Genomic DNA, 12,324 nt, shown 5'->3' with positions numbered 1-12,324 from the left:
GCCCCCGTCAGCCCTCCCAGCCCGCAATGCCCAGATAGGCGGCGGCGAGCCGCGCCTGGCCCTCATGCATGGACCGCCCGGTGACGGTGGCACAGCCGGCGGCGCGCGCGGCGGCGATCAGCGGCGTCACCTCGGGATGGGGGATGACATCGGCCACTACCTGCGGCGGGCGCAGGCGGGAGGTGTCGAAGGGAAGGGGATCGCCCTCCCTGAGCCCGAGAGGAGTTGCGTTCAGGATGATGTCGTGGCCCGCACTGTCTACCGCGCCTTCGGCGGCGGAAATGCCGGGATAGGTCTCCGAGAGCGCCTGGGCGAGCGCCGCCGCGCGGCCCGGGGAAGCGTCGTGCAGCACCAGCCGCGCTGCGCCGGCGCGGGCCAGGGCATGGGCGATCGCGCGGCCGGCGGCGCCGCAGCCCACTTGCAGGATCGCGGCGCCGCGCACGGCGTGGCCGGCGCGCTCCAGCCCCTCGCGAAAGCCCTCGCCATCGAACATCTCGCCCTCCCAGCCGCCCTCAGGGCGGCGGCGGACGGTGTTAACCGTGCCGGTGCGCCGGGCTGTGGGACCGAGGGCATCCAGCAGGGGGATCACTGCTTCCTTGTGCGGCATGGTGATCACGAGCCCGTCCAGGTTCCGCAGGCGGGTCAGTCCGGCCCAGGCGGCGGGCAGTTCGCCTGCCGACACCTCGAAGGCGATGAAGGCCACGTCCATGCCGAGCCGTGCGAAGGCCTGGTTGAACAGGGCCGGGGAGCGGAGCGGCGCCACGGGATCCCCGACGATCGCCATCAGGCGGGTTCGGCCGGTGATCGTCACGCGCGGCGGTCCGGGTCGGCCAGCGGCGACTGGACCCGGCGCTGCACCGCCAGGGCAACGCGGCCGCTGCCGGAGGGCTTGCGGCCAGCCTCGATAGGGCCCTGCCCGCCGGTGATCCGGACCCGCCCGGTCCGCTCCGGATCGCGCAGGGGGCCGCGCAGGGGGCCGCGCAGGGGGCCGCGCAGGACCGGCGCTTGCGGCGCAGCGGCCATGCCGGGGCCTGCGAGGCCTCCGCCGGTGGACATCGTCCTCGCTCCCCCTGGTGCTGCCTTTCCGCTTCCCAGGCGCGGCGGCCGCAACCTATCGTTTCCGTGCGCGGGTTCGTCCCGCGCCCACAACGATCCGGCGGAACTGTCGGACGCCCCTGAGGAATTGTCCATGACCGTGATGTCCCTCTCCCGGCGCGATCTCGCGCGGCTGCTCGGTGCCTCCGCGGCACTGCTTCCTCTCCTGCCTGGCGGGCGGGCGCTGGCGCAGTCGCGGCGCGACACGCTGGTGCTCGGCATCGACATCAGCGACACGATCACCCTGGATCCGGTCCGGCAGGCCCAGTACACGCCGCCCCTGACCCTGGCCGCCTGCTACGACAGCCTGATGACGCTGGAGCCGGACGACCTTGTGAACCCGAAGCCCTCGCTGGCCACGAAGTGGGAGCGGCGGCCGGGCGGCGACGGGTGGCGCTTCACGCTGCGCCAGGGCGTGAAGTTCGTCTCCGGCGTGACCATGACGGCGGAGGACGTGAAGTTCACCTTCGACCGGCTGATCAACATGAAGGATCAGACGCAGCAGTACATCAAGGCGGTGGACCGGGTGGAGGTGGTGGACGCCGGCACCGTCGATTTCATCATGAACTCGCCCAATGCGCCAATCCTCTCCATCCTGTGCAACCCGGGCTGCGCGATCCTGGAAAAGGCGGTGCTGCTGCAGCACGGCGGCGTGCAGGGCGTGGAGGCGAAGGACCAGGACAAGGCGACGGACTGGCTGAACAGCAATTCCGCGGGCACCGGGCCCTATCGGCTGGTGCGCTGGGAACGCAACGGGCAGATCCTGCTGCAGCGCAACCCGAACCACTGGCGCGGCGCGCCCGCCTTCGAGCGCGTGGTGATCCGCCACCTCTCGGACAGCGCGGCGCAGCTTCTCGCGGTGCGGCGCGGCGACGTGCACGCCGCCTTCAACCTGATCCCCGAGCAGATCGCGACGCTGCGGGGCGACCCGAATCTTCGCGTGGACCGGCTGCCAAGCCTGGACCACGTCTACATGGCCGTGACGCAGAACCCGGCCGCGAACCCTGCACTGGCCAGGAAGGAGGTGCGGCACGCGATCGGCCACGCCATCGACTATGATGGCATCCTCAACAACCTGCTCGGCGGCGCAGCCTTGCGCGCCGCGCACTTCCTGCCAATCGGCGTCAATGGCAGCACGGAGGCGGTAGCGCGCCAGGTCGGGTTCCACCAGGACCTGGACAAGGCGAGGCAGCTCCTGCAATCCGCCGGGCTGGCCGAGGGGTTCGAGATGGAGATCGCCTACGGCCAGGCCGCCGTGGCCGGCATCTCCTACCAAGTGCTCGGGCAGAAGCTGCAATCGGACCTGGCGCGGGTGGGGATACGGGTGCGGCTGAACCCGATGGATCAGGTGAACCTGCGCACCGTCTATACCCAGGGCCGCATGGCCGGCGGGCTGCTGACCTTCTGGAACCCGCCCGCCGTCTCCAACGACCTCTGGGCCAGCGCCATCGTGGAGCGGGTGGCGAAGCGCGTCGGCTGGGAGGTGCCGGCCGACATGACGGCCCTGACCAAGCGCGCCGCCGAGGAGCAGGACCTGGCGAGAGCCGCCAGTCTCTGGGTGGAGTGGCAGCGCCGGGCGGTGGACCAGGCGAACCACTTCGTCCTGTTCCAGCCGATCTACCAGATCGCGGTCCGGAACACGGTGAAGAACTTCCCCCTCACCGCCGCGGGCTGGCAGCTCGACACGGGGAAGGTGACGCTGGCCTGAAAGCGGAGCGGAGCGGGGGGGGGGGGACGCCTCCCCGCCGCATCTACCGTTTCAGCCGGGCCAGCCGGTGCGCGGCCTCCGTATTCACGGCGCCTTCCGGCACCTGCCCTGCGGCCAGGGCCGCCACCTGCCGCACGGTGTCCATGGCCTGATGCTCCGCCGCCTCCGGCGTCAGCCCCGCCAGATGGGGCGTGGCGATCACGTCCGGGCGGCGGGCGAGGCCGGGGGAGGGCATCTGATCCGGCGCGCGGCCGACATCCATCGCGGCACCGGCCAGGTGGCCGGAATCCAGCGCCGCCTCCAGCGCTGCCTCGTCCACCAGCTCCCCGCGGGACAGGTTGATGAAGAAGGTGCCACGCCGCATCGCCGCGAACGCCTTCCCATCCATCAGGTTCTCGGTCTCTGGCGAGGCGATCGCGAGGCAGACGACGAAGTCCGCCGACAGCGCCTCGGCGAAGCTCGCGGCCTGCACGCCCGGATCCTCCGGAGGAGCGTAGGGGTCGTAGGCCAGGACACGCATGCCGAGGGCGCGCGCGGTAATGGCCATCCGGCGGGCGATGCGGCCATAGCCGATCAGCCCCAGCGTGGAGGCCGAGAGCTGCACGCCCACGGTGGGCGCCGGGGTCTCGCCGCGGTGATAGGCGCTGGCGGCCCGGGTCACGCCGCGCGCAAGGTCCACGAGCATCCCGATGCCCAGCTCCGCCACGGAATCCGTGAAGCCGGGCGTGGCACGGGTGACGAGGATGCCATGAGCCGAAGCGCCGGGCACGTCGATCGTGCTGATGTCCACGGCGCAGCGCAGGAAGGCGACGAGATCCGGCGATGCAGCAAAGGTGGCGGCGGTGCCCGGGCTTCCGCGATAGGCGATGATGGCCTGGCATCCGGCAGCGGCCTGGGCCAGCTCGCCATCCCGCAACTCGCGGTCCGTCATGTTGCGGACAACCTCCGCGTGCTCCTTCAGCGCAGCAAGGGCACGCTCTCCGAAATATCCGGGGAATGTCGCGGTGGAGTGGGAGAGGAAGACCTTCATCGGGCGAACTCCGCCGGGCGCTTCTCGTTGAAGGCGCGGATGCCCTCCAGGTGGTCCCCGGCCGAGAAGCAGAGCACGTTCATCTCGTTCTCATAGGTCAAGCCTGCGGAAAGCGGGGCTTCCAGCGCCATCCGCATCGCCGCCTTCACCGATTGCACCGCGACCGGCGACAGGGCGGCGAGTTTGCGGGCGATCTCCCTCGCACGATCCAGCAGCGCGGATTGCGGAACCACCTCCTCGACGATCCCAAGGCGCAGGGCCTCGGCGGCCTCGATCGGATCGCCGAGCATCAGCAGGCGCGCCGCCTGGCCCTGGCCGATTAGCCGAGGCAGGAGCTGCGAGGCGCCGCCGCCGCCCACCCAACCCCGCTGCACCTCGGGAAAGCCGAAGCGCATAGTTTCCGAGGCCACGCGCAGATCGGCGGAAAGGGCGGTTTCCGCGCCACCCCCCAGGGTCCAGCCCTGCAAGGCCGCCACCACGGGCTTACGGATGTTGCGGATTGCGGTGGCGTACTCCACGCGGTTGCGGAAGTGCCAGGCCGAGGGATAGGCGGCCAGCGCGTTGAGGTCGCTGCCCGCGCAGAAGGCGCGCTCTCCCTCGCCCCGGACCAGGACGGCCCGGACCGCGTCATCCGCGTCCAGGGCGCGGGCATGGTCCAGCAGGCGCCTGGCCATCGCCGGCGTGACCGCGTTGTGCTTGGCGGGGCGGTCCAGCACCAGCTCGGCCACCCCGTCCTCGATCGTCAAGCGCACGTCACCATCCATGGCGATTCCTCCTGTCTTGATCGTATCTGTCCAGCAGGCGCAGAGTGAGCGCAACAAGGAGGAATGTCCGCGTGCCGCGTTACATCGCGACGCGACTGCTTGCGGCCGCCGTCATGGCACTGCTGGCAAGCCTGGTCGTGTTCCTCATCTCCGCGCTGGTGCCCGGCGATCCGGTGCTGGCACAGCTGGGCGACATCCTGGCGAGCAATCCCGTCACCGTCGCGGAATGGCGGGCCCGATGGGGCCTCGACCTGCCCCTGTGGGAACGCTACGGGATCTTCCTGAACGGGCTGGCCCACGGCGATCTCGGCATCTCCATCGCAACGCGGCGGCCGGTGCTGGAGGATATTGCCCAGTACGCCCCGGCCACGCTGGAACTGGCGACGGTCTCCTTCCTGCTCACGCTGGCCGTGGGCGTCCCGCTGGGCATCGCGGCGGCGGTGTGGCGGGACAGCTGGGTGGATTCCCTGGCGCGCGCGATCTCGCTGCTCGGCGTTTCCGCACCCACCTTCTGGCTCGCCTTCATCATGCTCGCGATCTTCTACGGGGGGCTGGAATGGGCGCCGGGGCCCGGCCGCATGGACCCGATCGCCTTCCCGCCCGAAGGTCCGACCGGCCTGTTCCTGGTGGATACGGCGTTGCAGCAGGACTGGGAGGGCTTCCGGGACTGCGCAGCCCACCTGGTCCTGCCCTCGATCGTGCTGGCGGCCGCGACCATCGGCCTGATCACCCGGACGACGCGCGCGGCGATGTTGGACAGCCTGGGGCAGGACTACGTGCGCGTCTCACGCGCCAAGGGGCTGAAGGAACGGGCGATCGTGATGCGCCACGCCCTGCCCAACGCACTCGTGCCGGTGGTGACACTGGGCGGCTTGGCCTTCGCGAACCTGCTGGCCGGCGCGGTGATGACGGAGACGGTCTTCGCCTGGCCGGGCCTCGGCCGCTACACCTTCCGCTCCGCGGCGGCGCTGGACTTCCCGGCGATCATGGGAATCACCCTCGTCGTCTCCGCGACATACCTTCTGGTCAACCTGCTGGTGGACCTCTCCTACGCGGCGCTGGATCCGAGGGTGCGGCGGTGAGCGCGAGCACGATCCCCCCTCTCGCCGTTCCGCCCGCCATGCCGGTGCCGCGGCCGCGCTGGCGCCGCCGGCTGCGCCGCTACGGGCCGGCCTGGCTGGGCGGGGCCGTCGTCCTCCTCTGGATCCTTGTCGCGCTCCTGGCGCCGTGGATCTCGCCCTATTCGCCGGATGCGCAGGAGGTGGCGAACCGGCTGCAGCCGCCGGGCGCGGCGCACTGGCTCGGAACGGACGTGCTGGGGCGGGACGTCTTCTCGCGGCTGCTGCATGGGGCGCGGCTGTCGCTGCTGGCGGGCTTCACCGTGGTGCTGCTGGGGGCTGCCATCGGGACCACGATCGGCATCGTCGCCGCCTGGGCACGCGGCTTCTGGGACGAGGCGCTGATGCGCCTGACAGACCTCGTGCTCTGCTTCCCGCCCATCATCCTCGCGCTGGCCATTGCGGCCGGGCTGGGCATCGGCACGCAGAACACCATCCTGGCGATGCTGGTCGTGTGGTGGCCGAAGTTCGCGCGGCTGGGGCGGGCCCTCGCCCTGGTGCAACGGGGGCAGGAGTACGTGGAGGCGGCGACAGTGCTGGGCCTCAAGCCGAGCCGCATCCTCGGCCGCCACATCCTGCCGAACACGCTGGGGCCGCTGGCCGTGCTGGTGACGCTGGATCTCGGCAACGCGATCCTCACCTTCGCGGGCCTGTCCTTCCTTGGCCTCGGCGTCGTCCCGCCCACGCCGGAATGGGGCTCCATGGTCGCGGAGGGGCGCGAGCTGGTGGAGCAGTGGTGGATCGCCGCCTTCCCCGGCTTCGCCATCCTGACGGTTGTCGTGGGCTTCAACTTCTGCGGCGACGGACTGCGCGATTGGCTGGATCCGAGGGCGAGGTCGCGCTGATGGACGGTTCCCTGCCGAAGCGGGAGGAAGCGGCCAGCACCGCCGCCCCGGTACTCGATGTGGAGGACCTCCGCACCGTCTTCCTAACTGATGCCGGGGCGGTGCGCGCCGTGGACGGCGTTTCCTTCTCTGTCGGCCCTGGCGAGACGCTGGGCATCGTCGGCGAGAGCGGGTCAGGCAAGAGCGTGACGGCCCTCTCGCTGATGCGCCTACTAGAGGAACCCGCCCGCATCATCGGGGGCGCCGTGCGCTTCCAGGGCCGCGACGTTCTGGCGATGAGCGGCGCCGAGCTTCGGGCATGGCGCGGCGACCGGGCCGCCATGGTGTTCCAGGATCCGATGACCGGGCTGAACCCCGTGATCCGCATCCTTCGCCAGGTGACGGAGCATATGATCTCCCACGGCCGGCAGACGCCGGCAAAGGCGCGCGTGCGGGCCGTGGAGCTGCTGCGCCGCATGGGCGTCGCGGCGCCCGAGCGCGCGGCGGCCTCCTTCCCGCACCAGTTCTCCGGCGGGATGCGGCAGCGCGTGATGCTGGCGATCGGCGTCGCCAATGATCCGGTCCTCCTGATCGCGGACGAGCCGACAACGGCGCTCGATGTGACCGTCCAGGCGCAGATCCTGGACCTGCTGCGGAACCTGAACGCCGAGTTCGGCACCGCGATGATCCTGATCAGCCACGACCTCGGCGTGATCGGCACGGTCTGCCGCCGTGTGGCGGTGATGTATGCGGGCGAGGTGGTCGAGGAGGCGGAGACGGAGGCCGTCCTCACCGATCCGCGCCATCCCTACTCCTGGGCGCTGGTGAACGCCGTGCCGCGGCTGGACAGCCCAGCGGGCACGCGGCTCACCAGTATTGAGGGCGCGCCGCCTGATGCCTTGCATCCGCCGCCTGCCTGCCGCTTCGTGGCGCGCTGCCCTTTCAGGATCTCACGCTGCGGGCAGGAGCATCCGCCACTGATGGAGGTGGCGCCCGGCCGCCGTGCCCGCTGCTGGGTGACAGCCGATGGCCGCTCCCTTCCGCCTCCGCCCGTGGCGGCGGAGGCCGCCGCGCGGGAGCAGGAGGCCGATGCACCGCTGCTGCTTGAGGCCAATGGCCTGGTGAAGCACTTCCCCGGCGCGCGCAGCTCCTTCTTCGGCCCGCGCGCCGTGGTGCACGCTGTGAACGGCGTGGACCTGCGCCTGGTGCGCGGTGAGAGCCTGGGGATCGTTGGCGAGAGCGGTTGCGGCAAGTCCACCCTCGCGCGGCTGGTCACGCGCCTGCACGAGCCGACATCGGGCACCGTGCGTTTCGAGGGACAGGACATCACCCATGCCTCCCCGGCCGAGATGCGGCCGCTGCGGCCGCGGTTGCAGATGGTGTTCCAGGACCCCTACGCCTCGCTCAATCCAAGAATGCGCGTGCGCGACATCCTGGCGGAGCCGCTGATGGCGCACGGGCGCGCCGGCAACCGCGCGGAGGCGGACCGCCGCGTGCTGGACCTGATGGGCACGGTCGGGCTGAAGCCGGAATGGGCTGCCCGCTTCCCGCATGAGTTCTCCGGGGGGCAGCGTCAGCGGATCTCCATCGCCCGGGCGCTGGCGCTCGATCCAGCCCTGGTGGTCGCGGATGAGCCTGTCTCGGCGCTGGACGTGAACGTGCAGGCGCAGGTGCTGAACCTGATGCTGGACCTGCGGCAGCGCCTGGGCCTTTCCTACCTGTTCATCGCGCATGACCTGGCCGTCGTGCGCGCCTTCTGCGACCGGGTGGCGGTGATGTATCTCGGCCGCATCATGGAGGAGGGGCCGGCTGTCGCCCTCTTCGCACGGCCGCTCCATCCCTACACCGTCGCCCTGACCAGCGCGGTGCCGGAGCCGGGGCGGGAGCGGGTGATCCTGGGCGGCGAGCCTCCCTCCACCCTAAAGCTGCCCACCGGCTGCGTCTTCCGTGGCCGTTGCCCTATCGCCCAGCCGGTCTGCGAGGAGGCGCCGCCCCTGGCGGAGGTCGAAGCCGGCCGGCGCGTGGCCTGCCACTTCCCGGGCGCCTTCGCACCGCCGCGGGGAATGCCGCAGTGAGCTCCCCGGGGCTCTATCCTCCTTCCCGTCGAGAGGGTTCTGCATGAGGCAGATCACCGCTTCCCAGGCCGCCGCCCTTCTCCAGGATGAGGACACGCTGCTGATCGGCGGATCCGGCGGCGGCCACGCCGTGCCGGATGCACTTCTGGCGGCTGTCGGGGAGCGCTTCCGCGCCACCGGCATGCCCCGCCGCATCACGGCCGTGCACCCCGTGGGGCTGGGAGATGGCAAGGCGCGCGGGGCCGGCCATTTGGCCCAGAAGGGCCTGCTGAGGCGCGTGGCCTCCGGAACCTTCGTCAATTCGCCGGGCATCGCGCGCCTGGCACTCGACGAGGAGATCGAAGCTTACACCCTGCCGCAGGGGGCTTTGTCGCAGCTCATGCGGGAAATGGCCGCTGGCCGGGCGGGGCTGTTGACGAAGATCGGGCTGCACACCTTCGTGGACCCGCGCCTGAACGGCGGGCGACAGAGCGCGCGCGCCGCCGAGGACCTGGTCGAACTCGTGCAGTTCCAGGGGGAGGAGTACCTCTTCTACAAGCCGTACCAGGTGAACGTCGCTTTCCTGCGCGGTTCGGCAGCGGATGAGGACGGCAACATTTCGATGGAGCACGAGGCGGTCACGTTGGAGATGCTGAGCATGGCGCAGGCCACGCGCCGCATGGGCGGGATCGTCGTCGTGCAAGTCAAGCGCATCGTGCCCGCAGGCTCCATCCATCCGAAGATGGTGAAGGTTCCCGGCATCCTGGTCGATGCGGTGGTGGTCGATCCCGAGCAGTGGCAGACCTACGGCACCCAGGATAGCGCGGCCTATTCCGGGCATTTGCGTGTGGCGCTCGAAGACGTTCCCCGCCTGCCACCCGGCCCGCGCCGCATCGTCGCCCGGCGGGGCGCGATGGAACTCTTCGAGGGTGCGATCTGCAATCTCGGCTCCGGTATCTCCACCGGCATCGCCAACGTCGCGGCGGAGGAGGGAATCCTGCGCCGGATCTGCCTGACGAACGAGCAGGGCAATATCGGCGGCGCGCCGGCCAGCGGCAACGAGGCGGGTGCCGCGATGAGCCCCGACGCGCAGGTGGACCAGCCCTATCAGTTCGACTTCTACGATGGCGGCGGCCTCGACCTCGCCTTTCTCTCCTTCGCGGAGTTCGACAGCTCCGGGAACGTGAACGTCTCCCGCTTCGGCGGGCGCATCGTCGGGCCGGGCGGCTTCATCAACATCAGCCAGGGGGCTGGCACCGTGGTGTTCGGAGGAACGCTCACGGCGGGCGCCGCGCCGAAGGCGGTGGAGAGGGTGGAGCAGGTGACCTTCTCCGGCCCCTATGCCCGGAGCCGGGGCCAGCGGGTTCTCTACGTCACGGAGCGTGCCGTGTTCCGGCTTGCCGAGAGCGGGCCGGAACTGATCGAGATTGCGCCCGATGCCGATGTCGAGGCGGATGTGATCGGGCAGATGGGCTTTCGCCCGCGCGTATCCCCCGCGCTGCGACGGATGGACACAGGGCTGTTTGCCGAAGGGCTGATGGGGCTGGCCGCGCGCCTTCCGGCGCGCCCGCCGCGCCCGGCGCTCGATCGCTTCGCGACGGCGCAGGCGGCGGAATAGCGGGCTGCAGGATCGGCCTCCTTGTCGGGGGAGGCGGGGTTCAGCGGGACGATCGCGGCGGCCGACATCGCGGCCGTTCATGGCCCGGAGCGGGACGGATGACGCCCGCTCCGGCGCCTCGCGTCAGAGGTTCTTCTCGAGCAGCCCCGTGATCGCCTGCGTGCGCTCCGTCACGTCGCCGGTGTTGGCGTAGGGGCGCCAGTTGATGCCGAGCGTGCCGCCCTGGAAGGAGAGCCCGTTCGGGTAGTTGGAGGCAGGCGCTGTCTTCTCGTCGTAGCGGATGTGGATGCGCTGAAGCTTCGCGCGCAGCGCATCGCGCCCCATCGCGTCCGCGGTGATGCTCCGCAGCGCGGTGGTCAGGGGCTCGAAGATCGTCTTCCCGAAGTAGTCGTCGCGCGCGTAGTACTGGGCGTCGCCCGGCAGGGTGAGTTGGTCCCACTCCACCTCGACCGGCACGGCGAAGCCGGCGGCCTGCTGGATCCCCGCCTCGATGGCCGGGTACTTCTCCTGGCGATAGGCCGCGATGGCCCGGCGCTCGGCGAGACCGATGCCGCCCTGCGCCCGGGCAAGGCCGGGCGCTGTGGCGAGGGCGGCCGCGAGGCCGAGGGTGCTGCGCCGTGTGATCATCGCGTTCTCCCGGTGGGCGCGGCGGCAGCGGCGGTGCGGGCCGGTTCGCGCGGCGGGAATGGAGCCGGGCCGCACCATTCCGACAAGAACGCTTCCCGTGACAATTGCGCGAGGCTTTCGCGTGACGAAAGGGCGAAGTGCAGTCGGCACCGCTCTCCCGGCCGCACCGCCACTTGGCTTGGCGCCGGTGGTGAGCGGGTTCCTGCCTTCCAGAGCCTGTCCTGAGGACCGGGCGGAGCCAAACCTGGTCGCTCTCGGCCCACGGTGCTGCGAGGCGCGGCGATCGAGGGCTGGATCGCCCCCAACCACCGGCAGAAGCTTGGCCGCCTAGCCTTCGCGCCACTCGTGGACTCGGCCAGCCCTCCTGCCGGCACGACAGCCACTGATGTTCGGCCAGTCTTCTTGCCGAAGACAGCGCCGCCGCCCTGCACGGGAGCTTGGCGCAGCGCCCGCACGGCCCTGCGCGGTCAGCCGTTCGTCACGCCGGCCTGTTTCACGATCGGCCCCCAGCGCTCGAACTCCGCGCGGACGAAGGCGTCCGTGTCAGCCGGTCCGGCCCAGATGTTCTCGGAGCCGCTCTCCACCAGCCGTTCGTGCGTCGTCGGCTCCGCGAGCAGCAGCTTCACCTGTGCGGCGACGCGCTCGATCACCGGTCTCGGCGTCCCGCGTGGGGTGAAGAGGCCGGTCCAGGACTGGATCTCATATCCCTCCACGCCCTGCTCGCCGATGGTCGGCGTGTCCGGCCGGCTCGGGAGGCGCGACTTGCCGCCAATGCCGAGCAGGCGGACCTGCCCAGCCTCGACAGCCGGCATCACGGTGGGAAGATTGAGGAAGGCGACGGGGACGGTGCCGGCGATGAGGTCGCTCAGGGCCGGCCCGCCACCCCGGTAGGGGATATGGTTCAGCTCCACCCCGGTACGCAGCCGGAGCAGTTCCCCGGCAAGGTGGTTGCTGCTGCCGACGCCGGTCGAGGCGTAGCTGAGCCCGCCGGGAGTGGCCCGGATCTTCGTCAGCAGCCCCTGCACGTCGCTCACGCCGAGTGAGGGATGCACGGCCAGGGCGTTCGGCACGTCGACCATCATGCAGATGGCGGACAGGGCCTCGCGCGGATCGTAGCCCTGGTCGGGAACCACGAAGTGGTTGAAGACGTGGTTCGAGGCGGAGGAGACGAGAAGCGTGTACCCATCCGGCCGGGCGCGCGCGACCTGGCCCATGCCGACGGCGCCGCCGCCACCCGCGCGGTTCTCCACCACGAAGGACTTCCCGAAGGCCTTCTGCAGCCCGGGCGAGAGCAGCCGGGCCACCACGTCGTTTGAGCCGCCCGCGGCCCAGGGCACGATCATAGTGACGGAGCGGGAGGGCCAGCCCTCCTGCGCCCGTGCCTCGCGGCCAGCGGCCCCGCCGAAGGCCAGGGCCAGGGCGGCCTGGCCGATGCTGCGCCTCCTCATGGGTGTCATCGTCTCTCTCCCGTGTTGTTTTTCTGCTT

At 70.8% G+C, this 12,324-nt stretch carries 11 protein-coding genes; 5 read left to right on the top strand and 6 right to left on the bottom strand.

What is annotated here, in order from left to right; translation table 11 throughout:
- Positions 1–7: 7 nt before the first annotated feature.
- On the bottom strand, positions 8–811 hold the full coding sequence (locus NRP21_RS11510) for a shikimate dehydrogenase family protein (protein ID WP_257716342.1): 804 nt from the start codon (positions 809–811) through the stop codon (positions 8–10).
- A complete protein-coding gene (locus NRP21_RS11505; RefSeq protein ID WP_257716341.1) occupies positions 808–1,056 on the bottom strand; it encodes a hypothetical protein in 249 nt (82 codons plus the stop codon). The genes NRP21_RS11510 and NRP21_RS11505 overlap by 4 nt, the downstream gene beginning before the upstream one ends.
- 133 nt (positions 1,057–1,189) lie before the next feature.
- Here NRP21_RS11505 and NRP21_RS11500 point away from each other — a divergent pair, with 133 nt between their 5' ends.
- The gene (locus NRP21_RS11500) at positions 1,190–2,803 is read left to right on the top strand and encodes an ABC transporter substrate-binding protein (RefSeq protein WP_257716340.1); all 1,614 of its coding nucleotides are present in this window, start codon (positions 1,190–1,192) and stop codon (positions 2,801–2,803) included.
- 43 nt (positions 2,804–2,846) lie between these two features.
- Here the strand turns inward: NRP21_RS11500 and NRP21_RS11495 are convergent, their stop codons facing one another.
- Together NRP21_RS11495 and NRP21_RS11490 are read right to left on the bottom strand one after the other, a co-directional pair.
- Positions 2,847–3,833, bottom strand: a complete 987-nt coding sequence (locus NRP21_RS11495; protein WP_257716339.1) for an NAD(P)-dependent oxidoreductase — start codon at positions 3,831–3,833, stop codon at positions 2,847–2,849.
- Entirely contained in the window at positions 3,830–4,597 is a 768-nt protein-coding gene (locus NRP21_RS11490; RefSeq protein WP_257716338.1) for an enoyl-CoA hydratase/isomerase family protein, read from the bottom strand. Before NRP21_RS11490 ends, NRP21_RS11495 begins: the two co-directional genes overlap by 4 nt.
- Positions 4,598–4,668: 71 nt before the next feature.
- Between NRP21_RS11490 and NRP21_RS11485 the strand changes: the two genes are divergently transcribed.
- The 4 genes from NRP21_RS11485 to NRP21_RS11465 are packed head-to-tail and all read left to right on the top strand — an operon-like array spanning position 4,669 to position 10,211.
- Positions 4,669–5,679, top strand: coding sequence for an ABC transporter permease (locus tag NRP21_RS11485; protein ID WP_257716337.1), 1,011 nt, complete (start codon positions 4,669–4,671; stop codon positions 5,677–5,679).
- Positions 5,676–6,560, top strand: a complete 885-nt coding sequence (locus NRP21_RS11480; RefSeq protein WP_257716336.1) for an ABC transporter permease — start codon at positions 5,676–5,678, stop codon at positions 6,558–6,560. Before NRP21_RS11485 ends, NRP21_RS11480 begins: the two co-directional genes overlap by 4 nt.
- A complete protein-coding gene (locus NRP21_RS27890; RefSeq protein ID WP_308219881.1) occupies positions 6,530–8,614 on the top strand; it encodes an ABC transporter ATP-binding protein in 2,085 nt (694 codons plus the stop codon). The genes NRP21_RS11480 and NRP21_RS27890 overlap by 31 nt, the downstream gene beginning before the upstream one ends.
- Before the next feature lie 43 nt (positions 8,615–8,657).
- Positions 8,658–10,211 carry an acyl CoA:acetate/3-ketoacid CoA transferase gene (locus NRP21_RS11465; protein WP_257716335.1) on the top strand — a complete coding sequence of 518 codons (1,554 nt, stop codon included), beginning with the start codon at positions 8,658–8,660 and terminating at the stop codon, positions 10,209–10,211.
- 123 nt (positions 10,212–10,334) lie between these two features.
- On the opposite strand, the gene NRP21_RS11460 is transcribed toward NRP21_RS11465, so the two are convergent.
- Both NRP21_RS11460 and NRP21_RS11455 read right to left on the bottom strand, forming a co-directional pair.
- Positions 10,335–10,838 carry a hypothetical protein gene (locus NRP21_RS11460; RefSeq protein ID WP_257716334.1) on the bottom strand — a complete coding sequence of 168 codons (504 nt, stop codon included), beginning with the start codon at positions 10,836–10,838 and terminating at the stop codon, positions 10,335–10,337.
- A gap of 467 nt (positions 10,839–11,305) precedes the next feature.
- Positions 11,306–12,295, bottom strand: a complete 990-nt coding sequence (locus NRP21_RS11455; protein WP_257716333.1) for a Bug family tripartite tricarboxylate transporter substrate binding protein — start codon at positions 12,293–12,295, stop codon at positions 11,306–11,308.
- Positions 12,296–12,324 lie beyond the last annotated feature (29 nt).

Origin of the sequence: Roseomonas populi, assembly GCF_024594815.1 — a bacterium.
Taxonomy (GTDB): domain Bacteria; phylum Pseudomonadota; class Alphaproteobacteria; order Acetobacterales; family Acetobacteraceae; genus Roseomonas; species Roseomonas populi.
Note: the sequence above shows the minus strand (reverse complement) of the source record. Positions and strands in the feature narration are given on the sequence as shown.

Excerpts from the sequence above, each read along its gene's own strand:
- NRP21_RS11495 (WP_257716339.1), bottom strand. The coding sequence starts at position 3,833 with ATGAAGGTCTTCCTCTCCCACTCCACCGCGACATTCCCCGGATATTTC.
- NRP21_RS11465 (WP_257716335.1), top strand. The coding sequence starts at position 8,658 with ATGAGGCAGATCACCGCTTCCCAGGCCGCCGCCCTTCTCCAGGATGAG.
- NRP21_RS11500 (WP_257716340.1), top strand. The coding sequence starts at position 1,190 with ATGACCGTGATGTCCCTCTCCCGGCGCGATCTCGCGCGGCTGCTCGGT.
- NRP21_RS11455 (WP_257716333.1), bottom strand. The coding sequence starts at position 12,295 with ATGACACCCATGAGGAGGCGCAGCATCGGCCAGGCCGCCCTGGCCCTG.
- NRP21_RS11505 (WP_257716341.1), bottom strand. The coding sequence starts at position 1,056 with ATGTCCACCGGCGGAGGCCTCGCAGGCCCCGGCATGGCCGCTGCGCCG.
- NRP21_RS11460 (WP_257716334.1), bottom strand. The coding sequence starts at position 10,838 with ATGATCACACGGCGCAGCACCCTCGGCCTCGCGGCCGCCCTCGCCACA.
- NRP21_RS11490 (WP_257716338.1), bottom strand. The coding sequence starts at position 4,597 with ATGGATGGTGACGTGCGCTTGACGATCGAGGACGGGGTGGCCGAGCTG.